At 45.0% G+C, this 26,989-nt stretch carries 23 protein-coding genes and 1 pseudogene; 8 read left to right on the forward strand and 16 right to left on the reverse strand.

What is annotated here, in order from left to right; genetic code table 11:
• Window positions 1-339 precede the first annotated feature (339 nt).
• The 14 genes and pseudogenes from B3K91_RS13125 to B3K91_RS13190 form a co-directional block, all read right to left on the reverse strand.
• Window positions 340-783: a ferritin family protein gene (locus B3K91_RS13125; RefSeq protein ID WP_099830592.1), complete on the reverse strand. Its 444-nt coding sequence runs from the start codon at window positions 781-783 to the stop codon at window positions 340-342.
• A gap of 105 nt (window positions 784-888) precedes the next feature.
• Window positions 889-1,164 (reverse strand): stage V sporulation protein S, encoded by a 276-nt coding sequence (locus B3K91_RS13130; RefSeq protein ID WP_214060151.1) that lies wholly within the window; start codon window positions 1,162-1,164, stop codon window positions 889-891.
• A gap of 119 nt (window positions 1,165-1,283) precedes the next feature.
• Window positions 1,284-2,438, reverse strand: coding sequence for a 2-oxoacid:acceptor oxidoreductase subunit alpha (locus B3K91_RS13135; protein WP_214060152.1), 1,155 nt, complete (start codon window positions 2,436-2,438; stop codon window positions 1,284-1,286).
• A complete protein-coding gene (locus tag B3K91_RS13140) occupies window positions 2,431-2,655 on the reverse strand; it encodes a 4Fe-4S dicluster domain-containing protein (protein ID WP_214060153.1) in 225 nt (74 codons plus the stop codon). The genes B3K91_RS13135 and B3K91_RS13140 overlap by 8 nt, the downstream gene beginning before the upstream one ends.
• A 19-nt stretch (window positions 2,656-2,674) precedes the next feature.
• A complete protein-coding gene (locus tag B3K91_RS13145) occupies window positions 2,675-3,796 on the reverse strand; it encodes a sodium ion-translocating decarboxylase subunit beta (RefSeq protein WP_214078405.1) in 1,122 nt (373 codons plus the stop codon).
• A gap of 58 nt (window positions 3,797-3,854) precedes the next feature.
• Entirely contained in the window at window positions 3,855-6,497 is a 2,643-nt protein-coding gene (gene ppdK, locus B3K91_RS13150) for a pyruvate, phosphate dikinase (RefSeq protein WP_214060155.1), read from the reverse strand.
• Between the two features lie 209 nt (window positions 6,498-6,706).
• Window positions 6,707-7,612: pseudogene (locus B3K91_RS13155) on the reverse strand (glycine betaine ABC transporter substrate-binding protein).
• The gene (locus B3K91_RS13160; protein WP_292592201.1) at window positions 7,612-8,082 is read right to left on the reverse strand and encodes an ABC transporter permease; all 471 of its coding nucleotides are present in this window, start codon (window positions 8,080-8,082) and stop codon (window positions 7,612-7,614) included. Before B3K91_RS13160 ends, B3K91_RS13155 begins: the two are co-directional and overlap by 1 nt.
• Before the next feature lie 487 nt (window positions 8,083-8,569).
• Window positions 8,570-9,745: an MFS transporter gene (locus tag B3K91_RS13165; protein WP_214078406.1), complete on the reverse strand. Its 1,176-nt coding sequence runs from the start codon at window positions 9,743-9,745 to the stop codon at window positions 8,570-8,572.
• 231 nt (window positions 9,746-9,976) lie between these two features.
• Window positions 9,977-11,239, reverse strand: coding sequence for an ABC transporter substrate-binding protein (locus B3K91_RS13170; protein WP_214078407.1), 1,263 nt, complete (start codon window positions 11,237-11,239; stop codon window positions 9,977-9,979).
• Between the two features lie 38 nt (window positions 11,240-11,277).
• Window positions 11,278-11,853: a dephospho-CoA kinase gene (gene coaE / locus B3K91_RS13175; protein WP_214060625.1), complete on the reverse strand. Its 576-nt coding sequence runs from the start codon at window positions 11,851-11,853 to the stop codon at window positions 11,278-11,280.
• The gene (locus B3K91_RS13180) at window positions 11,850-12,107 is read right to left on the reverse strand and encodes a hypothetical protein (RefSeq protein WP_214078408.1); all 258 of its coding nucleotides are present in this window, start codon (window positions 12,105-12,107) and stop codon (window positions 11,850-11,852) included. The genes coaE and B3K91_RS13180 overlap by 4 nt, the downstream gene beginning before the upstream one ends.
• Entirely contained in the window at window positions 12,104-13,468 is a 1,365-nt protein-coding gene (locus B3K91_RS13185; protein ID WP_214060623.1) for a glucose-6-phosphate isomerase, read from the reverse strand. Before B3K91_RS13185 ends, B3K91_RS13180 begins: the two co-directional genes overlap by 4 nt.
• Before the next feature lie 12 nt (window positions 13,469-13,480).
• Window positions 13,481-13,993, reverse strand: a complete 513-nt coding sequence (locus B3K91_RS13190) for an adenine phosphoribosyltransferase (RefSeq protein WP_214060622.1) — start codon at window positions 13,991-13,993, stop codon at window positions 13,481-13,483.
• Between the two features lie 130 nt (window positions 13,994-14,123).
• Between B3K91_RS13190 and B3K91_RS13195 the strand changes: the two genes are divergently transcribed.
• From B3K91_RS13195 to B3K91_RS13230, 8 genes are all read left to right on the forward strand, one after another.
• Window positions 14,124-14,618 carry a complex I 24 kDa subunit family protein gene (locus B3K91_RS13195; RefSeq protein WP_099830577.1) on the forward strand — a complete coding sequence of 165 codons (495 nt, stop codon included), beginning with the start codon at window positions 14,124-14,126 and terminating at the stop codon, window positions 14,616-14,618.
• Window positions 14,618-14,995: a (2Fe-2S) ferredoxin domain-containing protein gene (locus B3K91_RS13200; protein ID WP_099830576.1), complete on the forward strand. Its 378-nt coding sequence runs from the start codon at window positions 14,618-14,620 to the stop codon at window positions 14,993-14,995. Before B3K91_RS13195 ends, B3K91_RS13200 begins: the two co-directional genes overlap by 1 nt.
• Window positions 14,996-15,012: 17 nt before the next feature.
• Complete coding sequence (locus B3K91_RS13205; RefSeq protein WP_214061112.1) at window positions 15,013-16,812, forward strand: NADH-quinone oxidoreductase subunit NuoF; 1,800 nt, start codon at window positions 15,013-15,015, stop codon at window positions 16,810-16,812.
• Between the two features lie 71 nt (window positions 16,813-16,883).
• The gene (locus B3K91_RS13210) at window positions 16,884-17,387 is read left to right on the forward strand and encodes a complex I 24 kDa subunit family protein (RefSeq protein ID WP_214061113.1); all 504 of its coding nucleotides are present in this window, start codon (window positions 16,884-16,886) and stop codon (window positions 17,385-17,387) included.
• Complete coding sequence (gene nuoF, locus B3K91_RS13215; protein WP_214061114.1) at window positions 17,384-19,000, forward strand: NADH-quinone oxidoreductase subunit NuoF; 1,617 nt, start codon at window positions 17,384-17,386, stop codon at window positions 18,998-19,000. The genes B3K91_RS13210 and nuoF overlap by 4 nt, the downstream gene beginning before the upstream one ends.
• Before the next feature lie 66 nt (window positions 19,001-19,066).
• Entirely contained in the window at window positions 19,067-19,879 is an 813-nt protein-coding gene (locus B3K91_RS13220; RefSeq protein ID WP_214078409.1) for a transglycosylase SLT domain-containing protein, read from the forward strand.
• Complete coding sequence (locus tag B3K91_RS13225; RefSeq protein WP_214078410.1) at window positions 19,876-21,363, forward strand: glycoside hydrolase family 13 protein; 1,488 nt, start codon at window positions 19,876-19,878, stop codon at window positions 21,361-21,363. The genes B3K91_RS13220 and B3K91_RS13225 overlap by 4 nt, the downstream gene beginning before the upstream one ends.
• Complete coding sequence (locus B3K91_RS13230; protein WP_214061117.1) at window positions 21,360-22,262, forward strand: DMT family transporter; 903 nt, start codon at window positions 21,360-21,362, stop codon at window positions 22,260-22,262. Before B3K91_RS13225 ends, B3K91_RS13230 begins: the two co-directional genes overlap by 4 nt.
• Here the strand turns inward: B3K91_RS13230 and smc are convergent.
• Complete coding sequence (smc, locus tag B3K91_RS13235) at window positions 22,259-25,783, reverse strand: chromosome segregation protein SMC (protein WP_214078411.1); 3,525 nt, start codon at window positions 25,781-25,783, stop codon at window positions 22,259-22,261. The two genes, B3K91_RS13230 and smc, sit on opposite strands and share 4 nt — an antisense overlap.
• On the reverse strand, window positions 25,770-26,819 hold the full coding sequence (locus B3K91_RS13240) for an elongator complex protein 3 (protein ID WP_292595380.1): 1,050 nt from the start codon (window positions 26,817-26,819) through the stop codon (window positions 25,770-25,772). The genes smc and B3K91_RS13240 overlap by 14 nt, the downstream gene beginning before the upstream one ends.
• Window positions 26,820-26,989: the final 170 nt, after the last annotated feature.

Consider the following 26,989-nt stretch of genomic DNA (forward strand, 5'->3'; position numbering starts at 1 on the left):
GATTGACTACACAAAAAAAGATGAGCTTCGCAAGGTTCACGAAGCCCTAGATTTATATATACTCAAGAGTAATATAGCACATTCTCAGGAATTACTCGTTGATATACAGATAATGAAGTCTAAATCTAACTCAAAGGGAGGTGTTCTTAATCTCCTTCAATTCGATTTTGAATAGATTCTATTTTGATGCATTGCGACGGGTCAATCAAATACTTTCTCTTGATGTCCTCCACAAAGATACTTAACTGCGGAAACCACATTCATTCACCCAGTATAGAGACTCGCTCTTAGAGATCCTTGGCACTTTCACCGTTTGGGAGCCCATTCCCTTAACAGTCTCTATAATGAACCGTAAAGCTTCACTAGATCATGGAGATGCCTTCGTTCTTCCTCAATTATCTCTTTGAGCTCCTTACTGTTGGGTATAAAGGAAGCGAGATCTGAATAGAATATAATGCTGTCCTTTTCCACTTCCATTGCACCACTGATAGCTTTGCTCATATTCTGAGGGACCTCTGACGATTCAATTCGAGGGAAAATGGATATCTCTGCATAAGACTTCAAATAACCCACATTGTCGTCCCAATCCTGGGCTGTTGGTTCGTTTTCCACATTCTTCAGAATATCTCTGAATATTTCTGCGTGCTCCCTTTCCTGCACCGAAAGTCTTGAGAAAAGATCTCTTACTTCCCCAGAAGTTCTCTCACTAAGCTTCTGATAGTATGAATAACCTGCACTTTCGATCTTGAGGGCTATACCCAGCATATCACTTACTGTAAGCATCTAATACCTCCTCATTCAGCTAACCAGCAACTATCTCGTAGTCTTCCAACAAAAAAGGAAGAGATCAACGACCTCCCCCCGACTTATGAGATTACAGAACCCTCATTACTTTTCTTCGTCTTTCTCCGAAATAATCTTAATGGTGATCCCCGTTCGCATCTCTTCGCCAATCTGAATCTCCACAAATCCAGGGACCATGGACACCTTAGTACCCTGTTCTCTGAGGAATCTAGAAGCGATGGCTACTGCCTTCACAGCTTGATTCACAGCACCAGCGCCAATGGCCTGAAGTTCTACTTGCTCGTTCTTTGAGATGACCCCGGCTATGGCACCTGCAACCTTGTTAGGATTAGATTTAGAACTGACCTTCAGGATTTCCATTGAGATTTCCTCCTTTTGCAGGTAATTTCGCTGTTATTCTACCACAGAGGCCGCTGAATTAGCAAAAGTTTTAACATACTGTTCGCAAAAAGAAGAAAGAATCGACAAAGACGTTCATTCTACAGATCCATTATTTCCGACTTAACCCTTGATATAGCATCAAGGACTTCTTGCGGAGTGATAAGCTCTCCATCAACTTTGCTTAAGTGCTCAATCTTTGCACCGCGCTTGTTCAATCTAGACACTTCATAAAGAATTTGTCCAAGGTTCATCTCTGCAACAATGACGGCACTTACTCTCTTTAGAAGCTGCCTCAGTCTTGTACTCGGGAATGGCCAGATAGTCACTGGTTTAAAGAGACCTACATTGATCTTATCCTCCCTCGCCATCTTTACAGCATTTATTGCACTTCTGGCAACTGAACCGTAAGCGAGTACAAGTATCTCTGCATCCTCAGTCATGTATTCGTCGTACATAACTATCTCATCGCTATGCAATCTTATCTTATTGTCTAACCTCCTCAGGAGTCGCGAAGAATCAGATGGCGAACCTATTGGAAAACCAGACTCGTCGTGCACTAGACCGGAAACATGAAACCTTGACTTCCCCATCTTAACAAGTGGAGTTGCCATCATCTGGTCATCGCCTTCGAAGGGGTGGAATATATCATCGTCAGCCATTTCCATTTCACCGACCCTCTGTACTTCCATGATTTCAGAATCGTGTGGCAAATATACACTCTCACGCATATGACCTAGGATTTCGTCCATCAAGAAAATCACAGGTGTTCTGTATAACTCAGCATAGTTGAAAGCCGTAATTATATATTTGTATACTTCTTCAACATTCGAAGGATATATTGCGATGATCTGGTGGTCGCCGTGAGTGCCCCATCTCGCCTGCATTATATCTCCTTGTGCCGTCTTCGTGGGCATGCCGGTAGACGGGCCACCCCGCTGAACGTTGACTATGACTGTAGGTGTCTCAGTCATGGCTGCATACCCAATCGCTTCTTGCATTAGGGAGAAGCCCGGACCACTCGTTGCAGTCATTGATTTCTCGCCGGCAAGTGACGCCCCTATTATCGCAGCGGCGCTTGCTATCTCATCCTCCATCTGAATGAACGTTCCTCCAATCTTCGGAAGCTCCCTAGCCATAGTCTCCGCAATTTCGGTCGCGGGCGTAATAGGATAACCTGCAAAGAATTTGCACCCAGCTTTTATAGCCCCAAGCGCACATGCTTCATCTCCTTGAAGCAGAACGAACTCACGCATCTTCTTTCACCGCCTCCAATTCCTTAACATCAATCGCGAAATCCGGACAGGCGTTTTCGCACATTAAACAACCAATGCAGGTTTTTTGGTCAATGATCTGCGGCCTGCCAAGCTCTCCCTTTGTGATTGTCTTGGTGGGACATATCCAATAACAAATCCCACATCGCTTACACAGAGTATGATTGATATTCACCTGATATTGCTTCTTCACAGCCATGACATCCTCCCGCACCAAATCATATTATTGAAAGGAATACACCCGCAGCAACCGCCGATCCGATGACTCCTGCGATATTCGGACCCATAGCGTGCATCAGGACGAAGTTCGTCGGATCCTCCTCCGAAGCAACCTTCTGAGCAACTCTTGCAGCAGTTGGAACTGCCGAGACCCCGGCGGCACCGATCAAAGGATTTACCTTGCTCTTACAGAACAGATTCATAAACTTCGCGAAGAGAATCCCCGAAACAGTTGCAACAACGAAGGCTGCACAACCCAACCCCAAAATCATTATACTCTCCAGTGTTAGAAATATCTTGCCATCAGCCTTTGCTCCTACTGAAACACAAAGCAAAATGATCACAGTATCGGAGATGTATTTGCCCGAAGCTTCAACCAGTCTCTTTGTTCTTCCGTTTTCCCTAAGAAGATTACCGAGCATCAACATTCCTACCAGAGGGAGCGCCTGAGGAACAATAAGAGAGATCCCAATAGTCGCGACTACCGGGAAGACAATTCTCTCTAGCTTCGAAACCTTTCTAAGCTTCTTTCCCATTGTTATTGCCCGTTCTTTACGAGTAGTAAATAGTCTCATTATCGGTGGCTGAAGAACTGGTATAAGAGCTATATAAGAGTAGGAAGCGATCGCGATTATTGGAAGAAACTGTGATTCCATAATGCTTGCAACATAGATTGAGGTTGGTCCGTCCGCACCACCAATTATCGCTATGGATGCCGCATCCGAAAGGGAAAAACCCAGAAAATTCGCTGCAAGAAAAGTTAAAAAAATCCCTATCTGTGCAGCAGCACCCAAAAAGAGAGTCTTAGGGTTTGCCAGCACGAAAGAGAAGTCGGTAACAGCGCCAATGCCAAGAAATATCAAAGGTGGATAGATCCCCAGCATCAATCCCTGCTGCAAAATCCACATGATCCCGGTTCCGGGAGTGAAGACACCGGTTACTTCCGGAGGGATGTTTGCAATAACCATGCCAAAGGCAATTGGAACAAGAAGAAGTGGTTCGGCATCCTTTGCAACCGCCAGATAGATTAGAATTCCCGCGATTACAAACATAACCCAGTTTTCCCAGCTTACCGTAGCGAATCCTGTCTGTGATAGATATCCCGAGATTAACGCCGTCATGATAGGCAAACCTCCAAAATAGTAAAGACCGTGCCCTCAGGCACGGTCTGAATAATCCCTAACGATTCTTTACTACTGCCTGAGCTGCTGCAAGTCGAGCAACTGGAACTCTGTAAGGTGAACAGCTAACATAGTTAAGACCTACAATATGACAGAATTCAATAGATGAAGGCTCTCCACCGTGTTCGCCGCATATTCCGACCTTCAGATCCGGCCTAACTGAGCGTCCTCTCTCAGTTCCCATCTTCACAAGCTGACCTACTCCAAATCTGTCGAGCTTCTGAAATGGATCGTTCTCCAGAATCCCCTTTTCCATGTAATGTCCAACGTATTTGCCGTAATCGTCTCTACTGAATCCGTATGTCATCTGAGTTAGATCATTGGTTCCGAAGCTAAAGAACTCTGCTTCCTTGGCAATTTCGTCTGCAGTCAGTGCCGCTCTCGGAACCTCAATCATTGTACCCACTTTGTATTCAAGATTCAGCCCTGACTTGGAAATAATCTCATTAGCCGCATTCACAATGATCGATTTCACGTACTTAAGCTCCTTCAGCTCAACGATCAGAGGAATCATTATCTCGGGAATCACTGATTTTCCTTCTTCAACCAACCTCAACGCAGCTCCAATTATCGCTTTGGTCTGCATTTCAGCAATCTCGGGATAAACTACAGCCAACCTGCATCCCCTGAATCCCATCATCGGATTGAACTCATGAAGATCTTCGATTGTCTCCTTTAGTTCCTGATATGTCATACCCATCTCTTCGGCTAACTCTTTTATATCCTCTTCTTCTTTTGGAAGGAATTCGTGAAGTGGCGGATCAAGAAGTCTGATCGTAACGGGGAGTCCTTCCATGGCCATGAAAATACCGTAGAAATCATCTTCCTGCATAGGGAGAAGCTTCGCAAGAGACTTCTCTCTCTGCTCTTTGGTATTTGATGTAATCATCTGTCTCACAGCAAAAATCCTATCCTCCTGGAAGAACATGTGTTCCGTCCTTGTGAGTCCAATTCCTTCCGCTCCGAATTCCCTGGCTACCTGTGAATCCTTAGGAGTATCTGCGTTAGTTCTAATTCCGAGCTTCCTGATCTCATCGGCCCATCCAAGAAGCTTTGCTAGCGGACCTTCCAAACCCTGAGGCTTAACTGAATCCAGCTTTCCCATGAAAACCTCTCCAGTGGTCCCATCAATGCTTATCCATTCTCCTTCTCTTATTGTCTTCCCGTTAACTTTCATTACTCTGGTTTTCTGATCTACTTCAACGGCTTCACAGCCCACAATGCAGGTCTTTCCCATTCCTCTGGCTACAACCGCAGCATGTGAAGTCTTTCCACCAGTCGAGGTGAGGATTCCTTGAGCAGCAGCCATTCCGGCTATGTCTTCCGGAGAAGTCTCCGGCCTCACAAGGATCACAGTCTTACCCTCTTCTCTCACAAGTCTTTCAGCAGTATCGGGATCGAATGCAACTATACCTGCTGCCGCTCCGGGCGATGCTGCGATACCTTTGGCTAGAACTTCTGCGCTCTCCATAGTCTCCTTCGTGAAATATGGGTGGAGGAGCGTCTCGATATGCTCAGGTGTAACTCTCATGATCGCTTCTTCCTTTGAAATCCTTCCCTCTTCTGCCAGATCAACTGCGATCTTCACGCTCGCATATGGTGTCCGTTTCCCATTTCTGGTCTGAAGCAGATAAAGAGTTCCGTGCTCAACGGTGAACTCGATATCTTGCATGTCTCTATAGTGGTTCTCCAGTTTAGTAAATATTTCCAGGAGCTGGTCATAAACTTCAGGATTAATATCTTGAAGTTTTGTTAGAGGGAATGGCGTACGCGTTCCGGCAACAACGTCCTCTCCTTGAGCGTTCGGCAAATACTCTCCATAGAATTGCTTCTCGCCGGTATTAGGATCTCTCGTGAATGCGACTCCCGTTCCACTATCTTCTCCCGTGTTGCCAAAAACCATTGCCACAATGTTAACCGCAGTTCCAAGAAGTTCTCCCTCTTTCACGCCATTGAGGGCCCGGTACTTTATTGCTCTCTCGTTCATCCAACTTCCAAATACTGCATCAATCGCCATCCATAGCTGCTTCCATGGATCCTGAGGGAACTCTTTGCCGGCCCTCTTGTAGACCTCAAGATACCTCTCTACAACGTCTTTCATGTTTTCTGCATCCAAGTCTGTATCAAGCTTAACTCTCTTTTCCCTTTTCACAGAAGCCAGCGCATTTTCGAACTCGGAGTGCTCTATCTTCAGCACAACATCGCCAAACATCTGAAGAAATCTCCTGTAAGCGTCATAACAGAACCTGGGATTGCCCGATTCCTTGATCATGCCGTTAACCGTTTCGTCGTTAAGACCAAGATTGAGGATAGTATCCATCATGCCGGGCATTGAAATCGCCGCGCCAGACCTTACAGAGACAAGTAAAGGTCTCTCTGCAGATCCGAATCCTTTTCCTGTTTCCTCCTCCAGTAGCTTTACGGCTTCCTGGACATCCTTTTCCAAAGTAACCGGATATGTCTTCCCGTGATCGTAGTAATACTTGCATACCTCGGTAGAAATAGTGAAACCCGGGGGAACAGGTATCCCTATCTTAACCATCTCAGATAGATTGGCTCCTTTTCCGCCGAGAAGGTTTTTCATTTTCGCGTCGCCTTCGGCTTTCAACTTTCCAAAATAGTACACATACTTCTCTGACACTTTGTTTCCTCCCTTCCTGAAAGCATATTCGAATGATTATATCATAGCCAGTGAATCGGGGTGTTTAGCTACCTTTCTAATGTTGAAGGTCTCTTTCCACTGCGACTTCTGTTCAGAAAAGTTGAGAAGAATAGTGACTTCAATTCTGAGGATGTTGGAAAAAAAACAGAGCCGCCATGAGGCGGCCCTAAAACTTAACATTTGCTAACTTAATCTATTAAGCCTAATCCCTTTAGGAACCCTTCGGCAACTTCATCTGGCTCGTAACCTCCTGCGTCCACCAGGTAATTCAGCCTGATCATTATTGGTTCTGTAAGATAGACAAATATTGGCCTTAAGATCTCCTCAATCTCAGGATGGCTTTCAAGAACTTCCTTACGTACGGTTACGGCAAGATTATATGACGGGAAGAAATTCTTAGTGTCTTCAAGTACAAGCAAGTTGTACTTTTCCAACTTTCCGTCAGTAGAGAAGACCATGGCGATGTCGATCTGCTTTTTATCAAGTGCCTCATAAGTCAGCCCGATCTCCATTGTCTTAACCTGCCTCTTCTCGACAGAAAACTCGTAAGTCTCACTCATAGGCCAGAACCCATCATCTCTTTCAAGAAATTCGTACACGATTCCAAAGAGAAGATCAGGGTCATCGTTAGTTAGTTCAGCGAGATCTTCAAAAGTCTGCAGTCCATGCTCAGCAGCGAAATCTCTTCTCACAGCTAACGCATATGTATTATTGAAATCAGCCATGTCAAGCCATACGATTCCATTTTCGAGATCTTCCGCCTTCACGGCTTCCTACAGAGCCAAAGGATCTCTAATCATCTTTTCATGCCCTAGATATGTGGGCCAGGCTGTTCCAGTGTAGTCAGCATATAGATCGATCTGCCCGGTTTCGAGTGCACTTCTTGCAACGAACGAACTCATTCCAAAACTCTCAGTCACCCTGAACCCAGCATCTCTAAGAAGCTGTGATATCATGCTACTGACGATGTACTGTTCTGTGAAGTTCTTTGCTCCAACATTCAGTCTTGTCTGACCAAACGATAGAGTTGTCACGACTACAATTAATAGTGCTACTATTAGCAGTCTTTTCAATTTAGACACCTCCGTGTTCATTATGTTCTGAGGCCTTTCGAAGTCAGTGCTTTTTCCGAAAGGCCAAGGATTATATCAACAGCCACAGCCAGTAAGGTTACTGGTATGGCTCCGGCAATTATCATTGGGCCTCTTGTCATGCGAAGTCCCGTGAAGATGATCTCCCCAAGGCCACCTGCGCCAATTGACGCGGCAATAGCAGCAGTACCGATATTTATCGTTGCAGAACTTCTGATCCCTGAGAGCATCGTTGGAACTGCCACCGGCATTTCTACCTTCCACAGTATCTGCCTGTTCGTCATCCCCATTCCTTTGGCCGCCTCTATCATTCGAGGATCAACTGAATTCACAGCTACTACTGTATTCCTTATAACAGGCAGGAAAGAATAGATCACAAGGGCAATAACCGCCGGTGTGACACCAATACCTGCTTTCAGCGGAGCAAGCAGAACGACCATATAACCGAAGAGAGCTAGACTGGGAATCGTCATTAGGATGCCTGCTCCATAGAGAGCTATCGACTAAACCCTCTTATTCCTTGAGACGATTATCCCAATGGGTACTTCAATTCCAATCGCAATAGGTACCGCTATCGCGATGATCTTTATGTGATTCAGCAGCTCTATCAAAACGAGGTCGTAGTTTCTTCCCAGATGCTAAAAAAACCCCATATGCTTCTCCTTCCAGAAGTTCCGACAAAGAGCCGGAGAAAACTTTGTGGCCAAGACCTTCCCCCAAGAAACAGCTATTCACTTTCAGCATCAAGATTATCTTATGATCCGAATTAAATGGATAATGCTAGTTTGGACAGGATCTTAACCAGAATAATTTAATCAATAGACTATCATTGCATACCTGCTATATCACATCTAGCGAGTGTATCTCAAAGAATATGGCATGAATAAATGAAGAGTAGCGAAATTTGTGAGGTTTGTTTTAAGAGCATTATGCGCTAGAAATAACTGTTAATTAAGTTAATCACCGCTTAATGCTAATTCTCTTTATGAAGGTCATTTGACTTACGATAATCACCGTCATAAGGACTGAGGCCATGATTCCCATACTCTTGAGACTCGTCCACACTTGAAGAAAATACCCCCCTAGAAGCGGACCAACACCAAAGATCACACCAACCATCGACTCGTGAAATCCTCCCTGCTTTCCGTGATCATCGTCCTGCGAATTGAGGCCATAGAAAATCGCAAACGTATAGGGAACAGCATATGTGGCACCAGAAAACAGAGTCGACAGAAAGAACGTGAGTGCCGTTTCGGGCATAAAAAAGGTTGTAATTGCTGCGACAAATACTGCCGTCATAATAAATAGAGATACTCGTGGACTACCAACCCAGAAGCGAAAGAAACTCATGAATATGAACGACAGAAAGACCCCAATGTTAGCACCTACAGTTAGGAAGCCAACACTTTCCAGCGGGATCCCCGTTGAAGATATTAGCTTGGGAAATAGAGCCATTCCACTCGTATAGATAACACCGGCAAGCAGAAAAGTGACCCTATAGACCCTTCTGTAGTCTCGTATATTGGGCAAGTCGATTTTGCCAAAGGACTCTTTCAGTCTAGAATCATAAGGACCGGGAAGCAACTCACCATACTTCTTCATATGGTATCTTATGTGAATAGCGCCGAATAGACTGAGAAGTATGCCGTAAGCGAAGACCGCTATTGGATATCTTTGAATAAGGAAAGGACCGAGCGCCATTCCTAACATGTTTCCGGCACTCCAGGAAAGAACGAAACGAATAACGGTTGCAGCGGGATCGACTCCTTCTGCTCTTTCTGACTTTGAAAGCAATCCCTCAATTGATGGAAAGAAAAAGCCGAAGAATATGTTCATTCCTATCGCAGATACGACCAAATCAATCGGATGTGCCCAGAAGAACCCGTATACGAGTGAGATCGCCATAATAATCATTCCAGAAGAGAGATTCCTCTTGAAGCCAGTCCTGTCACCCATCCTTCCAAACACCAGAGCAGAGAAAACATAGAATAAGCAGCCCAAGAAATTTATCAGACCTATCGCTAGGTACGACAAACCCCACTCTGCGGCCTTTGTATTTATCGATGAAGTAAGCAAGTAGAGTAGTATCGAAAAGGAGAATGCATAGAAGTTGAATGCGTGGAAAAAGCTCTTCATCACTGTACCGCCTCTCTTAAAGGTTTAATAAGGAAGATCTAACAGAGCATTGGACTGTAAGTATTCTACCCTATCAGATATCACGCGTCACGGTTGCGAAGTCAACACTCTCTAGCATCTACGGAACTCTTGCCCTCTTTGAGCGCCGAAACTATTGTTCTCCTTGTTTTCCTGGACATAATCCAATTGAAAAAGGAGGCCGAAGGCCTCCTTTTTCGATAGTGCATTTATCTACTGTTCAGCCACTTTTCGCAGGATTTCTTGTTCAGCCCACGCAAGACCTTCTTCGACAGTCCTCTTCTGGTTTATCACATCTCCTACCATAGTTCCAAGAACAGTCCTTACATCGTCCCACAGTGCAACATTAGGATCAACCGAGCCAAACGGGATCTGACTGATTGGAACAAGTACAGTTGGGTTCTGTTCTTCATATGCCTTCCACTGGGGAGTTGTCAGAGCGATCTCCGTTACTGGCATGTATCCTGTTTTTACGGACCAATATGCCTGGATTTCCGGGCTAACGAGATACTTCATGAACTTCCAAGCAGCTGCTTTTTGCTCCGGTGTGATGCCGGTGAACATAACAACGTCCGTTCCAGCGAACGGTGGTGCCTGAACCTTCCACATAGGAACTGGAGCCCATGCCCAGCCGTGCTTTCCTCTGGAACCGGAGTCAACATAAGAAGCGGATGCGATCGTCTCAACGAACATAGCTATTTGGCCATCTCCAAACGGGGCGTCCAGGTATCCGCCCTGAAAAAGCGCAACCTTGTAGGTGTGAGCCATATCGTACATTAATTGAAGCGCCTCTTTAGCTTCAGGCGAGTTAATTATGACATCAACCGAACCGTCTGGCTTAATTTCAATTGCTTCCCCGCCATTGGCCCTCAAGAAAATCATGAAGTGATCGATCGTCGTTCTGAACCCGAAGCCATATTGATCAATCTGTCCGTCGTTGTTCTTGTCTTCAGTAAGCATCATCGCGGCAAAGAGAAGATCATCCATGGTCTTTGGTACTTCCAATCCGTATTCTTCAAAGAGATCTGTGTTATAGTACAGCACATATGTACTCTTGTTGAAGGGAAGACCGTAGACAGTATCTCCCCATGTGACCATTCTCTTAAACGGGTCCCAGATTGCAGCCCATTCCTCATCGGTTAATCCAACTTCTGGATCGGAAATTAGCGAATTCAACTCCTGAACAGCACCTCGTGGTATTAACCTCGCGGTCCAATTACCATATGCCTGTGAAAGAGCGGGGAGGGTTCTACTTTCTGCGCTTACTAGCAGCTTCTGCTGCAAAGCACTGTAATTTCCCACGTAGATCGCTTTCACCTCAATGTCGGGGTTGGCTTCGTTGAAAGAATCTACAATTTCGTTGACCGTCGTTCCCTGAGCACCACCCATCGCATGCCAAAACTCAATCTCAGTCGCAGCAAGGGTGAACACCGAAAAAGACGCAATTAACAGAGCTAGAATAAGTTTCTTGCGCATTTCCCTACCTCCTTATAAGAAATGTCTAAGTAAACCAATTATACCATTATGCCCCATTCAAAAAGAACCTCCATAGTTGTTCTGAAAGTCTCTTCAATGGAGCCAGACGTTGAAACAACAACATTTGCTAACTCTCTATTGCGATCGAGATATGATTGCGAAGAAAGTATTGATTTGGCTTGAGATTCACTTATTCCTCTGTTCACAAGTCTTTGAACAGCTTCTTCATCTGCGCACTCAAACCAGATAATCTTGTCACAATAGCTAGATAGCCCGATTTCATGAATCAGCGCACCATCAAATAAAAGGAGATCGGAATCGCTTCTCTCAACAATTTCCAGTGCCTTCTTCTTAATAATCGGGTGTACTATCTGATTGAGTCTGTCCAGCAAGCTTCCATCTCGGAATACAATCCTAGAAAGCTTCTTTCTGTCTACTTCGTCACAGGTAAGAATCCTTTTTCCAAATGAGCAAACTATCTCTTGTTTCGCTTCGATCAAAGAACTGTGACCAATTTCGTCAAGGGAGATCCGTTCGATACCAAGTTTTTCAAGACGCTCAGCTATCGTGGATTTGCCACTTCCGGCTTTGCCAGCAAGCCCTATAACGGTCAAAGAAGCTTCTCTCCTGATTCGATAACACTCATCACCACTCTTGACATATCACTGTCTGCACTCTCGAGCTTCTTTCTTTCTTCGGGACTGATAACGATAATATCAGCCTCAATCTCTTCCATCTCTCCGATTTTCTGCAAGAGATTCTCAGGTTCCAATGAAACAATAACAAAAGTGGGTATTGCCTCTCCGGCAGCATAATACGCTTCCTCTACCGAAAAACCGTCGAGAACTTTCATAAGCTCTGATTTCATAACTCGAACCTCCAGGAGGTCTTCTCCTCATATCTATCCCTTACTTCTTCGTATCCCTTTCTTCCCATGAAAGCGTAAGTCAGTTTCTTTCCAAGCTCAACTCCCGGCTGATCATATGGATTCACTCTAAGAAGAAACCCCATAATTGCGGTCTGTATCTCATATGAGACGATAAATTCGCCAACATGTACCTCGTCAATCTGCGGGAATGTGACCGCGATATTTGGGACGCCGTTTGCCGCAAGAGCGATCGCCGTTCCCTTGAGTTCCGCATTAAGCAATTCTCCTACTTCTACTCCATTCAGATAGGACAAAGCCTCGATATCGGAATGAATGAATGGTATTGTAAGCTGATTACCGAAGTCCTCTACCTTGATTAGAGTAACTATCTTATCCCTTGGTCCTTCACTGTAAAGCTGTACTTGAGAATGTTGATCAATTGCCCCCAGAGACTTCACGGGAGTCTGCCCACAGTGGACAATCCTTCCTGAGACATCGAACTTCTTTCCTAGAGATTCGGCCCACAATTGTCTGTACCAATCAGCAAGTGTATAGAGCCTGTTTGAGTACGGCATCATCACCGATATATTGTGTCCCTTCTTCAGGTAGGCGTAGTGAATCAACGCACTTACGGCAGCGGGATTCGATTTCACATCCTCTCTTAAATACCTCTCTTTTCCGAATCTAGCACCCTCGTATAAGAGATCGATATCTATTCCTTCTGCAGCGGCCGAAAGCAAACCAACTGGAGTCAAAACACTGAAGCGACCTCCAACATCCTCTGGAATCGTCAAGGTTCTAATTCCCTCACTGTCGGCAATTTGTCTCAGGACTCCGTTTTCCTTGTCCGTCGTGAATATGAAGTGGTCTTTCACAGGAAGATCGAGCTTCTCAAGCAGGCCCCTGACGACCAGATAGTTTGCCATGCTCTCCGCAGTTGTTCCAGACTTGGAGATAACATTGAAAACGGTTTTTCCTAAATCCAGTTCTCCGAGAATCGCCGTGATCATATCGGGATCTACATTATCAAGCAAGAATACCCTGGCCTTTCCAGCTCGCTTGTCTCTTTCATAGAGATTCCAGTTGATGGGTTTTAGTGCAAAATGCAAAGCCTGGTTTCCCAACGCAGAGCCTCCAATCCCGATGACAACGAAATTGTCGAACTTCTCAATCCATGATCTCAATGCCTTTACTTCATCGATGATCTCATCATCTTCAAGTATTCTGAGAAAACCAGGAAGGGGGAGGAAGATCTTCTCGAAATTCGCAGATAACGTCTTCCCAATCTCGGTCATCTCATCAAAGGCCAGGCCGCTTTCAAGTGTTTCCCTGAACGCAAACGAGAAGTCATATTTGAGCATTTCAAACCTCCGTCAATAAGTGATTATTGTCTCTACATTGTAGCCAGACAGTTTCTTTCTGGGCTCCAGGAATCCTAACTCCGCAAGGCAAAGAATTCCGACGACTTCTCCTCCACTGTCTTCGATGATGCGAGCGATAGCTTCCATAGTCCCCCCCGTGGCAAGAATATCGTCGACGATTAGCACCTTATCTCCATCACCAATCGCATCCACATGCATCTGAAGGGTTTCTCTGCCGTACTCCAATTCGTACTCGATTTCCCTGGTTTTGTAAGGGAGCTTTCCGGGTTTCCTGACTGGAACCAGTGCCTTCGCCATTTCAAAAGCAAGAGGAGCGGCAAAAATAAAACCCCTTGCTTCGGGTGCAACCATTATATTGAAATCGAACTTTCTTGCTTTTTCTGACAACTGCAGAATGCACTCTCTAAAAGCAAGGGGATCCTTTAACAATGGAGTGACATCCTTGAAAACCACGCCTTCCTTTGGAAAGTCTGGAACGTCACGTACAAAGGCTTCTAGATCCATCTAATCTCCTCCTTATAGAGCTCCTTTGACATGGGTTATTTTAACACAGGAATCAGCCCATTTCTCTAGGTGCATGTTATAATGCATGTGTGAAATAAATAACATTCTTTCCTCAAAGGAGGTGCAAGATTTGTCTCTCGTAAATTGCCCGGATTGTCAGAAGCTCTACGATGAACTTGATGAGTATATTGCTTCAGTAAAAGGCAACACGGGCGTTCTCATCAATGTACTTCACAAGGCGCAGGAAGTCTTCGGTTATCTATCTGAAGAATTACAGCAACACGTATCCGAAAAGTTGGATATTCCGTTGAGTCAGGTATATGGAGTTGTAACTTTCTATAATTTCTTCAACATGAAGCCAAAAGGAAAGAACCAGATAAAGGTCTGTCTAGGAACTGCCTGCTATGTTAAGGGCGCAGATAAGATACTTGAGAGGCTCCACGATGAGCTGAAAGTCGAGATGAATGAACCGACCTCCGACGGACTCTTTTCAATTCATGCCGTAAGATGTCTCGGCGCCTGTAGCATGGCTCCGGTAGTTCTGGTTGGTGAAGACGACTATTATGGAAGAGTCACCCCTGATGAAGTATCAAAGATTCTAGACAAATATAGGAGGGCCGAGTGATGGCAAAGATTAAGAGCCTTGAAGAGCTCATGAAAATCAAAGAGAACGCGATGAAGGGTCTTAAGATGCGTGACTCAGGCAAGAGAGGCAAAGTGATAGTTGCTATGGGTACCTGTGGAATTGCAGCAGGCGCAAAGGATACACTTAGGGCCATCGTAGATTCACTCGATGAGAAGGGGGTCGACGATGTTTCTGTCGTGCAGTCCGGTTGCTTCGGCCTTTGCGATGTCGAACCGACTATTGAGGTTCACTTGGAAGGAGCTGAGCCGATAATCTACGGGCATGTTACCCCTGCTCAGGCAAAGAGAATCGTTGAGCAACACATTGTCGGTGGTAAAGTTGTCGGAGATCTCATAGTGAAAAGAGGAGAACTTTAACGAAGAGGTGATTAAGGGTGCCCGTTGTTGAAAACACGGTACTTATTTGTGCCGGAGGGGCTTGCATTTCTGCAGGCGAGAAGAGCGTTAAGAGTGTATTTGAAGAAACCCTGAAGAAGTATTCATTAGATGGTGTAGTTAGGGTCGTGGAGACTGGATGCATGGGTGCTTGTGACCTCGGGCCGATCCTCGTAATCTATCCTGAAGGGGTGTTTTATCAGAAGATTACGGCAGAGAGTGCAGCCCGAATAGTCGAAGAACATATTCTAAAGGGAAGAGTAGTCGAAGAGCTTTTATATAAAGGCGACTCTGGAGAAATGAAGGAAAAGCCTCAGGAAGAGCTTCCTTTCTTCACTGAACAGGTAAAGATCGCAACAAGAAATCTAGGTGTAATTGATCCTCTTTCAATAGATGAGTATATTGCAAGGGACGGTTACTTTGCACTACATAAAGTTCTTTTTGAGATTGGTCCCGATGATGTTGTTGAAATACTGAAGAAGAGTGAATTGAAGGGACGAGGAGGAGCAGGCTTCCCCACTTGGATGAAGTGGGACCTGACTAAGAAGGCAAAGGGAGAAACAAAATACATCATATGTAACGCAGATGAAGGCGATCCTGGTGCATTCATGGACAGAGCCGTTCTTGAAGGTGACCCCCATACAATTGTTGAAGCTATGACCATCGCTGCCAGGGTTGTTGGGGCCCAGAAGGGTTTTGTTTATGTTAGGGCCGAATATCCACTTGCAATTGAAAGGTTAACCCACGCCATGAAGACAGCAAGGGAATACGGATTCTTGGGCGAAAGCATTCTCGGAACTGACTTCTCATTCGATCTAGAAATCAGAATTGGTGCTGGTGCGTTCGTCTGTGGAGAAGAGACGGCTCTTATAAACTCAATAGAAGGCAGAAGAGGTATACCGAGAGTCAAGCCTCCCTTCCCTGCCAGCAAAGGATTGTGGGAAAAACCAACCCTTTTGAACAATGTCGAGACATATGCAAACATCCCCCCGATAATCATAAATGGCGGCGAATGGTTTAGCCAGTATGGTGTTGAGGGATCAAGAGGGACCAAAGTCTTCGCTCTGGCCGGAAATGTGAAGAACACAGGACTGGTGGAAGTACCGATGGGAATTACTTTAAGGAAATTGATCTATGAGATTGGCGGAGGTGTTCCCGGAGGAAAGAAGCTTAAGGCGATCCAGACAGGTGGTCCTAGTGGAGGATGCATTCCATTAGAATTGATAGATACGCCAATAACATATGACAATATGAAGAAACTCGGCACGATTATTGGATCGGGCGGGATGATAGTTATGGACGAGGACAGCTGCATGGTAGATGTTGCTAAGTATTTCCTCGAGTTCACCGTTGAGGAGTCTTGCGGTCAGTGCACACCTTGTCGGGACGGAACGAGAAGGATGCTTGAAATTCTCGAAAAGATAACAGAAGGAGAAGGATCCATGAACGATCTACAGCTGTTAAAAGATCTTGGCGAGAATATCATGGCGACTTCACTTTGTGGGCTTGGCCAAACCGCTCCACAACCTGTGATTTCAACGATGCGGTATTTCTGGGACGAATACGAGGCTCATGTCAAACAAGGAAAATGTCCTGCAAAGAAGTGCAAGACTTTGATGAGGGTTGTAATCGACAAAGAGAAATGTGTAGGTTGTACAGCCTGTGCGAGAGTCTGCCCGGTTGACGCAATAAGCGGTTCGGTACGGAAACCTCACGAAATAGATCCGGAAATCTGTACGCGATGCGGAAGTTGTCTCGCAGTTTGTAGATTCGGTGCAATTAGCAAGGTATCACCATAAAAGGTTTACAAGAACCCCCTTGAGCGGGGGCTCTTTTGCTACTTCGAAGAGGGTTGAAGGGAGGAACTTGTATGTCTGTTGAGGACGTTCATGAGATAGTATCGAGAATCTACGAAGACGTAAGCAGCCAGAGTCTTGAAAGGGGCGATGTGCTTATTAATACTCTTCATGCGATTCAGGATCACTACGGCAATTTTATACCAATAGAGGCAGCCGAAGCACTGAAAGAAGTGACAGGAACACCTCTTTCAAGGATTTATGAAGTACTGACTTTCTACACAATGTTTGCTACTCATAAGAGAGGGAAACATGTAATAAGAGTTTGCAAGAGCCTTCCATGCCATGTTACAGGCGGTCAGGCGGTGATTGACTCTTTAAAATATAGACTGGAAATAGATTTCGGTGAGACTACAGAAGACGGCCTTTTTACCCTTGAGGAAACGAGTTGCCTGGGACTATGCGGAGTCTCCCCTGTAATGATGATAAATGATGAAGCTTATGGCAATCTCACTCCTGAAAGAGTCTCGGAAATCATAGATGAAATAGTGTCAAGAGAAAGGAGTGAGTCATTGTGAACAAACCGATAACCGTCCTCGTATCGATTGATTCGAACAGTTTGCTACTAGGTGCAAGACACTTCAAGAACTACCTAAGCACCCTGACCGAGAACTACAATCTCACTTCTTTGGTAGAGGTGCTTGAAACAGGCTCTTTTGGAGATTATGGAAGAGGGGTTCTCTTCTTGATCCTGCCTGACAATGTTATGTACTCTGTCAAGACTGAAGCTGACATAGAAAAGATGGTTACTGAGCACCTTCTGAAGGGTCGAAGAGTCAGAGAATTGATTGTTACAGACTTCGAAGGTGGCGGACATGTTCACGCTGGCAAGGCATCTGAAGAAGAACGTATTGTCCTCAGAAACGCAGGTTCGATCGATCCAAAGAATATCGAAGAATATATTGCTCGTGATGGCTATCAAGGTCTTGCCAAAGCCCTACGAATGACTCCAGAAGCCGTTATTGAAGAACTAAAGAAGAGCAACCTAAGAGGAAGAGGTGGAGCCGGTTTTCCTACAGGACTTAAGTGGGAATTCACCCAGAAGGTTCATTCAGAGGAGAAATTTGTGATCTGCAATGCAGATGAAGGTGAGCCAGGAACGTTCAAAGACAGATTGATAATGGAAGGCGACCCGCATTCCGTAATAGAGGGCATGACAATTGCAGGTTATGCAGTGGGCGCCAACAAGGGTTACATATACATCAGAGGAGAATATTTCGAATCCGTTGCAAGCCTTAGAGATGCAATCAGTAAAGTCTATGAGTATGGCCTTCTCGGTCAATCAATACTCGGAACTGAATTCTCATTTGATCTATCTGTGAGACTGGGAGCAGGCGCCTATGTCTGTGGAGAAGAGACTGCTTTGATAGAGTCTATCGAAGGTAAATCCGGAAGGCCGAGACTTAAACCGCCTTATCCGCCGGTAAGCGGACTATATGATAAGCCGACAGTTGTTAATAATGTGGAGACATTTGCGTGTGTTCCTCCGATAGTCGACAAAGGAGCAAGCTGGTTCAAATCTATTGGGACCCAGTCATCACCTGGAACAAAGGTCTTCTCTCTGTGTGGTAATTTGGTGAAAAGAGGAATAGTTGAAGTCCCCATGGGCACTTCTGTTCGAGATCTTGTTCACAAGTTCGGTGGAGGAATACCGAACGGAAGAGCTTTGAAAATGGTACAGACCGGCGGTGCTGCAGGTACTTTTATCAGATCCGAAGAGATGGATGCAGAACTTGATTTCGACTCGTTCAAAAAGTATGGTGCATCTCTAGGTTCGGGTGTTATTCTTGCAATTGATGAGACCCACTGTGCAGTAGATACAGCAAAGAATCTCATGGAGTTCTTCGCCCATGAATCTTGCGGAAAGTGCTCACCATGTAGAGAAGGAACTCATGTAATTGTTCATATTCTGAATGAGTTCTCGAAAGGGAGAGGAACTACAGAGATGCTCAGTCAGCTATATGACATATCTGAAACTATGGAAGACTCTTCTTTCTGTGGTCTAGGACAATCGGTACCTGTACCCTTGAGATCTATCCTGGATAGATTCAAGGAGGAATTCCTTGCCCACGTAGATGCTCCGCAGTGTCCTGTTGGTGTCTGCAAGTTCGAAAAACCAAAGAAGAGGTAAATACGTTGAAATCTTTGGCCGGGGCGACCCGGCCTTTTCTCTGCTATAATTGCCGAGAGGTGGACTATGGACAAAGGTAAGAAGACTGATCTAATTGTGCTAATGATTCTGCTTGCCTCGATAATCACTATTGCACTAATACTCACTTCTCTAGGCGAAAAGAACAAGCTCGAGAGAGTTGCAGCTCTGTCTGTCCTCTACAATGCAGGCTTGGGCGCTGATTACAAGACTTTTCTCAATAGCCCCACCTACTTGTATGATGATCGAGTACTTGATGCCTACAGCTACTTCACCAACAAGAACCCTTCAAACGAACTAATGTTAAACAATTCGATTAGAATGCATAATCTGCCTGAAGAAAGGATTTTCGAATATAACTCCGCCCTTACAAAGCTTACACAGGCCAGAACGAAAAAGGAGTATCCTGATCTAGAAAGAAAAGTAGCTTCGTTGATTGAATCCAGCAAATTGCTTTCCGATAGATCGGATCTCTTTAGAAGACGCCTTTCAGAGGAGATCTACGATTCGCTTGTCGAGTTCGGCGGTACGAAGGTAGAGATTATTATCGGTGGAAGAGTTCGTACTCTAGATCTCTCCAAGCTCGATCCGGCGGTGGTACTGTCTATTATGACAGTTGAGTCATCATTGAATCCATTTGCTTTGATGGAAGAGAGAAGCATCGACGAATCCTTTTCATCATACGTCTATTCGAGAGGACTCATGCAAATCTACGAGATGACTCTCTGGACTCTGAATTCATGGTTAAGGCAATCTCAAATAAACATCAAGCCTGAAGAACTCTGGTCTGTAAGAAACAATATCTTTCTTGGAATGGTATACCTCGCGTATGCCAATGAGCTGCTAGAGGAGAGAAGATGAGAGACTGGAAGAAGGATGCAATTGTATATCAGGTGCTCCCCGATAGATTCAATTTGGGCAATGGAAAGACTGTCTTTCAGAAGAAAGAGGAAGGGTACTATTCGCTCCCCAAACAAAAGGTCAAAAGTTGGGAAGAAAGACCTCTCCCTTCAATTGACGGAAGTCACCAGTATGATTTTTGGGGAGGAGACTTGATCGGCATAGTCGAAAAACTTGATTACATCAAGGAGCTTGGAGCAAACACCGTTTACTTGAATCCGGTATTCTGGGCTCACACAAATCATAAGTACGACACAATTGATTACTTCGCTATCGACCCCGATCTTGGCACTGAAGAAGACTTTGTTGCCCTAATTGAGAGTGCCCACGCAAGGGGAATTAGAGTTGTACTTGACGGAGTGTTTAATCATGCTGGCATTGCTGGAAGGTGGTTCAACGGGCTGGAGATCTTCGATGAACCGGGGGCTTTTCAAGGCAACGAAAGACTGATGGAGTACTTCATAAGGGGAGAGAAGGGATTCAGGGGTTGGATGAATTCCGGTAATCTTGTCGAACTGAACCTGGAGAACCCCGATCTTGCGGAAATCATTTTCAAGGGAGAGGAATCAGTGTTACGTCATTGGCTCAACATGGGAATCGATGGCTGGAGGCTAGACGTTGCATATGATCTGGGTCCTGAAATTCTGAAGGAAATAGTCGAAAGAACAAGATTTGCTAGACCTGATTCGTGCGTGATTGGTGAGATATGGAATTACCCAGGGAGCTGGCCGGAGCGATCGGGTCTTGATGGGCTTATGAACTACTACTTCAGGTTGATAATATGGGAAGCTCTGAACGGTTTTGTTTCAGGGAAAGATGCAGTTAACATTATTAATGATGCAGTTAGAGATGCAGGCCTGGAATTCCTGTCGAAGTCCTGGACTGTCCTTTCTTCACACGATGTACCGAGACTGAAGAACGAGCTTGGATCCATAGACAGAATCAAAGCAGCGTTGATTCTCCAGTATTGCCTTCCGGGCGTCCCTTTGATCTACTATGGGGAAGAGTTAGGTATGGAAGGAGGCAACGATCCGGAGAATAGGGCACCAATGAAGTGGGAGCACACGAGCCAGGAGATTGAGACCTTGAACTTATACAAGACTCTGAACACCATTCGTTCAAGCAAACCATCTCTCCGGTCGGGCGACTTCAAACCTCTAGTCAGCTCTGATCATTCTCTAATCTCATTCAAGAGAACAACTGGAATTGTTGATGATCTTTTAGTCTGCATCGTAAATCCTACAGAAAAGAATGTAAGGTCAAGAGTATTTCTGCAAGAGGGCTTTCTCATGAATGGAACGGAGATGAAAGACACTATTGCAGGAAAGGCCTTTAGTGCATCCTTTGGGACGATAAGTATTGACCTTCACCCATACGAGGCTCTAATACTTGAACCTGTGATCTCTAGATCCAACGCAGATTACTCCCCATACAAGAGAGTATGAGAAGAACAAAAAAAAGATCTTTCGGTCTCGTGATTCTTGCAGCGACAGCTATGATCTGGGGAGGATCGTATATATTTACGAAGGTGGCCGTTGAATCACTGCCACCAATGCTACTAGCGTATATAAGATTCTCCATAGCGGTCGGTATACTCTTTCCGTTGTCTACACGGAAAAGAGGTTCGTTTAGGACCGTCGATCACAAGAATGCTGCTTTGGCTGGATTATTCGGAATCACGTTCTATTTCCTGTTTGAAAACTACGGACTGACTTTGACGAACGCTTCTGATGCTTCTCTCATCGTCTCCACGGCACCGATTCTGACAATAATTCTCTACGATGTTGCTACGAAGCGATTCGATTTCTTGGAGTATTTTGGGGGTTTAGTAGCTTTTGCCGGACTCTTTGTAATCATCTTCTCAGGGAGATTCTCCGAAGGCTCTAGTACAGTTGGAAATCTCCTCTCCTTTGGGGCTGCAGTTTCATGGGCTGCCTACACCTTTTTCTACGAGAAGATACACAACAGCTCAATATGGACTACTCTGGAAATAATGCTTTGGGGTCTTCTCTTTTCATCACCTCTCGTGGTAACTGAGGTGTTCATTCTAAACAAACCCGTTGAGTTTTCTCAAGGTGCAGTAAGAGGGATTCTCTTTCTTAGTGTATTCGCCTCCGCTCTTGGGTACATAATGTGGAACAAAGGCATAAATCTTTGGGGCGGCAAGGCAGCAACTCTCTGGGTCTACACCATTCCTGTGTTCACGATCATTGCAGATATACTCTTTCTAAAGAACTCCCCCTCTCTTATGTTCTTCTCGGGATCAGCACTCATTGGTATTGGAATGCTTGTAGTTATTTCAAGGGAGTCTAGTCATTTGACTTCTACAAACGGAAAAGATTAACCGATTACAGTCTCAACCGATTTAAGCTCTACTGGAATAACTCTTGAGAGACCATCTGTCATCGTAACTCCGTGAAGAACGTTGGCAACTTCCATAACAAGTTTGTTGTGGGTGACAACAAGAAACTGAGTATCGGTAGCATGCTTTCTCAACAGCACCCTGAACCTCTCCGCATTGAAGTCATCAAGAGGAGCATCTACCTCGTCTAAAACGTAGAAGGGGCTGGGCTTTATACTCAATAAGGAGAACACTAGTGCAATACCGACAAGTGCTTTCTCTCCTCCAGAGAGAAGTTGCAGCTTCTGAACTTTCCTTCCGGGCCTCCTTACAGTTATTTCCAAACCGGTCTCAAGAAGATCTTCACCCGGGATGATTTTGATTTCTCCTTCCCCACCGTCAAAAATCTCCTGAATGTAATGGCTGAAGTTACTGTTCACGTTGTTGAACGTCTCCATGAAAATGTTCTTGGCCTTCGCATCAGTTTTATCAATCAGCTCTATCAACTTCACCTTGGCCTCTTCCAGATCTCGCTTCTGCTCATCGAGTTCCTGATACTCTTTGTCCACAACTCCATACTCGTCTATTGCCTCAAGATCAACACTGCCAAGAAACTTCAGCTTGTTTTCGTAATCATCAAGCTCCACTTTTACATCTTTAAGGTTCTCTTCTGACAGGATCTGAATCTCGCTCGCATCTTCTTCAAACTCTTCTCTTACCCTTGAGAGCTTCATTTCACTTTCCTGAATATGCATTTCGATTTGATGAGATTGCTCACGAAGCTTCTCTCTTTCATCCTTCAACCTGTTAATCTCTTCTTCGGCCTCCTGAAGGGCTGATAGTCTTTGCTCCTTCCCCTCTCTTTGATATCTAATGCTGGAGAAGAGATTCTCTGTTTCCTTCTTGACCGATGAAAGCTCCCGTTCCTGATCGGCTACTTGCTTTCTTAGGCGTTCTGTCTCCGACTCAAGCTCAGTTACCTCCCTAGACAGGAGCTCAATACTTTCCTGATCGTTCTTCTTCTTCTGAATTAGAGATGCGTGTTCCTTCGTAAACTGTTCGTGTTTCTCATATAGAGTTGAAAGCCTTAATCTAGTGTCTACTATTGTCTCTTGGAGCTGTTCAAGAGCCTTTTTCTGTTTCTTCAACTCTTCGGATTCGGCCTCGACTTTCCTTTCCAAATCCAATCGTTCTTCTCTCAGAGAAGTCTGCTCTCCAACAAGAAGCTCCTTCTTTCTCGAATTCTCCTCCAACCTTCTTGTATACTCATTCTCGAGCTTAGTTAGTTCCGATATCTCCTCTTCAACTTCCTGTGCAGATTTAAGGAGCTCACTAATCATTCTGTTTATCGCGGCCCCTTTGGAGGCAAGTTCGTTCAGCTCTTCCTGCAATGTCTTGAGGTAGCCGCGAACTTCAATAGTCTCATCTTTCAGTCTACCTATCTGCTTACCACCGAGCTGGATCTCTTTCACAAGTTCCGTTTCTCTCTCTAGAAGCTCTTGAATTCTTCGTTTTCTCGAAAGCAAATCGGTTCTCGTCTCTTCCCCAATGAAGCCACCAGTAATCGAACCGCCAGCACTCAACAATTGACCGTCAACAGAGACTATTCTTCCCGAGAAGCCTGCTTCCTTCCTCATCTCGATTGCATCATCCAAACTTCTGGCGACAACTGAATTCGCAAAGAGATACACCGGGAGCTTCTCGAAGCCAAAGGGAATATCAACCAATCTGGCTGCGTAGTTTATGAATCCAGGATGCGACTCCACTTTGGTGAAGTTCCTGAAGTTCCCTTCAATCATGTCCATAGGAAGCAACGTAACACGGCCGATCTTATATGTCTTGAGAAACTCGATGACTCTCTTTGCGGTTATGGAATCATCAACCACGATATCTTGCATTCTATAACCGAGAAGAATAGTTATCGCAGTTTCGTATGATTCTGGTACCTGGATGAGATTCGCAACCACATCTCTCAGGCCTGCAAAACTATCCTTTCTCGAGAATACCTCTCTCACAGCCTTGGAAAAACCCTGATACTCTTCCTGTTGTCTTTCAAGTAGGGATCTTTCCATTTGAGAACGCCTTAACTCATTTTCATCTTTAGAGAGTTTCTCTCTTGCTTTCTCAAGCTCCGTATCTAGTTCATTCAGACGTTCTCTTGACGCACCAATATCTCTCTCAACTTCGCGCTGCTTCTCGGTGCTTTCCTTACCTTGTTTGGCGAGTGATTCAGTCTCATCTTTGAGAGTCTCAAACCTCGCGCTCTTAGCTTCAAGCTGACTCTCGATTAACCTTAGTCTCTTGCCCGTATCCTCACGGCTGTTATCGAGTCTCTCAAGCTCATTCTCTATCTTGGAAAGCCTTTTCGAGATTGACTCAAAACTCTCCTGGTGTTTCAGCCATTCTCGTTCACGCGCACTGTAATTCTTCACCAGCGAGTCTCTCTCTTCTTCAGAAGAGGAAAGGGCGGCTTCTTCATCAGAGATCTGCTGCTCAAGACTATCAATAATCAGTTTGATCTCATCCTTTCTCTTATCGAGATCATCGATTTCCGATCTGAAATTATCTATCCTAGTGGAGACTTCAATTAGTCGGTTCTCTTTCTCACTCAATCTTCGAGTGTACATTTCTTTAAGCTCGAGCAAGTCATTCTGACGTTTTTTATATTCTTCAAGAAGTTTCGTAAAACCCTCAATCTCTTTGTCGACCTCAGAAAACTCCGCCCTCAGGGCCGACCAGTTCGATTCACCTTCAATTAGCTTTTTCTGAAGATCCTTCAGTTCATCTCGTGCTTTGTCAAATCTTTCTCTCAGACTAATAAGCTTCTCTTCTTCCAGTCTTGCGATATTGCCAAAGTAAAGGTTCTTGAGTTCCTTTTGTTTCGCAGAATACTCAACAAACTTTTCTGCCCTCTTCGCTTTCAGATATAGCGACTTCCTTTGCTTGCCAAGCTCGAAGATAATGTCTTCAAGCCTGCTCAGATTCTCTTCGGTTGCCGCCAGTTTCCCGAGTGCTTCCTTTTTCCTCTCCTTGTAAACAGCCGTGCCTGCGGCCTCTTCAATGAGAGCCCTTAACTCGTAAGGTGAGGCTGTCACGACCTTATCAACCTGTCCCTGACCAACAATCGAGTAGATATCCATCCCTACTCCTGTCCCCTGGAACAACTCTCTGATATCTCTCAGCCTAGACTGCTTGTCGTTAACTTTATACATCGACTGCCCGTCCCTGGAAATCTCTCTTGCTATTGAGAAGGTCCCTTCATCCGACTCGAACACCAGTCTTACTTCAGCAGAGTTTGATGGCGGAAACCTCTCCGAACCGTTGAAGATCACATCCTCTCTACTGTCAGCACGGATGTTCTTCATCGACTGTTCTCCGAACATCCATCTTATTGCATCCACAACGTTCGACTTGCCGCTTCCATTCGGCCCGACCACAGCTGTAATTCCCGATGATACGTCAAATTTCGTCGGCATGGCAAAACTCTTGAATCCCTTGATGTAAACTGAATCAAGCTTGAGCATAGACTCCCCCCAGAATCCTTTCCCCGATAGACTTCATGTAGAAAGGCAAATCGACATCCTCTCCATTCTCGACAAAGGAGATTGAAATCCCCTCTCTAAATGCTCTTGCGAGAATTCCCTTCTTATGGCCTGTGAACCATTTGCTGTTCGATCTATCAAGGCAAAGAGAGCGACGATTATTCTGCACGCAGAACTCTCTTAAGATCTCAAACATCAGCCTATCTCTGACAAGTTCCCCAAGAGCAGGGTGAAAAGGACCTGCAACTACATTTGCCACCTGTCTTCCGTAAAGACAGATCCCTACTCTACTAACTTTCACTTCAGACAGCAAAAGCAAAAGATACATCTTCCATAGAATCTCAAGTGACTCTTCAATTCCTTTCGGCGTGAATCCTCCAAGATGATACTCTTCTTCGAGAATCGATCCTTTCAGTACAACGACCGGATGAAGCCTCACACAAGATGCACCGACTCTGATTGCTTCCTTTGTCGAGAACATGTCCTTCGCCTCGCAATCTCCAGATAATCCTGTCATCAAATGGATCCCGTAATCAATTCCATTCTTTCTCAATAATCGAGCGGCTTCGTAAATCTCGTTTGTGCCATGATCTCTGTGACACCTTCTCAGAACATCGTTGTCGAATGACTGAACTCCTAATTCCACAAAGGTTATTGGGTAAGATCTCATACGATTAATCGTCTCTTCAGTAAGCAGTCCCGGCGAGGTGGAGAATCTTATACCTCCAATGATTCCTTTCTTGAATAATCTGTCTGCAATTTCAAGGTACATTTGCTGACGGCCTTCACCTGAAAAGGTGCCGCCATAGAAAGCCAGTTCTGCCTTATGGGGATCCCTGAAAAACGAAAGGTATCTCTCGACAGTTTCACGAACCTCGGCTTCATCGGGAAGTCTACTTACTCCCGTAGCCGAATGTTCATTACAGAAAGTACACCGCGTTCTGCAACCCTCATGTGGAACGAAAATCGGAATGATATTCATGCTAATATTATAAACCGATCGAGCGCTATTTAACAAAGATACTTCAACAAATCTTAAACAGCGTGCTTTTCGTGTTACTTTTCAGGTGGTACAATCAAACAATCAGGAGGAATGATTATGGTTCATAATGAGTCTTTATATGGGAATAGAGGAGTCGATAATAATTCCTGGCCGGGATCGGTCAGTTAATCTTTGCTTTTGTAGCT

It is taken from the genome of Mesotoga sp. UBA5847, assembly GCF_002432735.1.
GTDB lineage: Bacteria > Thermotogota > Thermotogae > Petrotogales > Kosmotogaceae > Mesotoga.

Bases quoted from the DNA above. Each gene is read 5' to 3' on its own strand.
- B3K91_RS13125 (WP_099830592.1), bottom strand. From the start codon at position 783: ATGCTTACAGTAAGTGATATGCTGGGTATAGCCCTCAAGATCGAAAGT.
- B3K91_RS13130 (WP_214060151.1), bottom strand. From the start codon at position 1,164: ATGGAAATCCTGAAGGTCAGTTCTAAATCTAATCCTAACAAGGTTGCA.
- B3K91_RS13135 (WP_214060152.1), bottom strand. From the start codon at position 2,438: ATGCGTGAGTTCGTTCTGCTTCAAGGAGATGAAGCATGTGCGCTTGGG.
- B3K91_RS13140 (WP_214060153.1), bottom strand. From the start codon at position 2,655: ATGGCTGTGAAGAAGCAATATCAGGTGAATATCAATCATACTCTGTGT.
- B3K91_RS13145 (WP_214078405.1), bottom strand. From the start codon at position 3,796: ATGACGGCGTTAATCTCGGGATATCTATCACAGACAGGATTCGCTACG.
- B3K91_RS13160 (WP_292592201.1), bottom strand. From the start codon at position 8,082: ATGACGATTCCCAGTCTAGCTCTCTTCGGTTATATGGTCGTTCTGCTT.
- B3K91_RS13165 (WP_214078406.1), bottom strand. From the start codon at position 9,745: ATGAAGAGCTTTTTCCACGCATTCAACTTCTATGCATTCTCCTTTTCG.
- B3K91_RS13170 (WP_214078407.1), bottom strand. From the start codon at position 11,239: ATGCGCAAGAAACTTATTCTAGCTCTGTTAATTGCGTCTTTTTCGGTG.
- B3K91_RS13180 (WP_214078408.1), bottom strand. From the start codon at position 12,107: ATGAAATCAGAGCTTATGAAAGTTCTCGACGGTTTTTCGGTAGAGGAA.
- B3K91_RS13185 (WP_214060623.1), bottom strand. From the start codon at position 13,468: ATGCTCAAATATGACTTCTCGTTTGCGTTCAGGGAAACACTTGAAAGC.
- B3K91_RS13190 (WP_214060622.1), bottom strand. From the start codon at position 13,993: ATGGATCTAGAAGCCTTTGTACGTGACGTTCCAGACTTTCCAAAGGAA.
- B3K91_RS13200 (WP_099830576.1), top strand. From the start codon at position 14,618: ATGGCAAAGATTAAGAGCCTTGAAGAGCTCATGAAAATCAAAGAGAAC.
- B3K91_RS13210 (WP_214061113.1), top strand. From the start codon at position 16,884: ATGTCTGTTGAGGACGTTCATGAGATAGTATCGAGAATCTACGAAGAC.
- B3K91_RS13220 (WP_214078409.1), top strand. From the start codon at position 19,067: ATGGACAAAGGTAAGAAGACTGATCTAATTGTGCTAATGATTCTGCTT.
- B3K91_RS13225 (WP_214078410.1), top strand. From the start codon at position 19,876: ATGAGAGACTGGAAGAAGGATGCAATTGTATATCAGGTGCTCCCCGAT.
- B3K91_RS13230 (WP_214061117.1), top strand. From the start codon at position 21,360: ATGAGAAGAACAAAAAAAAGATCTTTCGGTCTCGTGATTCTTGCAGCG.
- smc (WP_214078411.1), bottom strand. From the start codon at position 25,783: ATGCTCAAGCTTGATTCAGTTTACATCAAGGGATTCAAGAGTTTTGCC.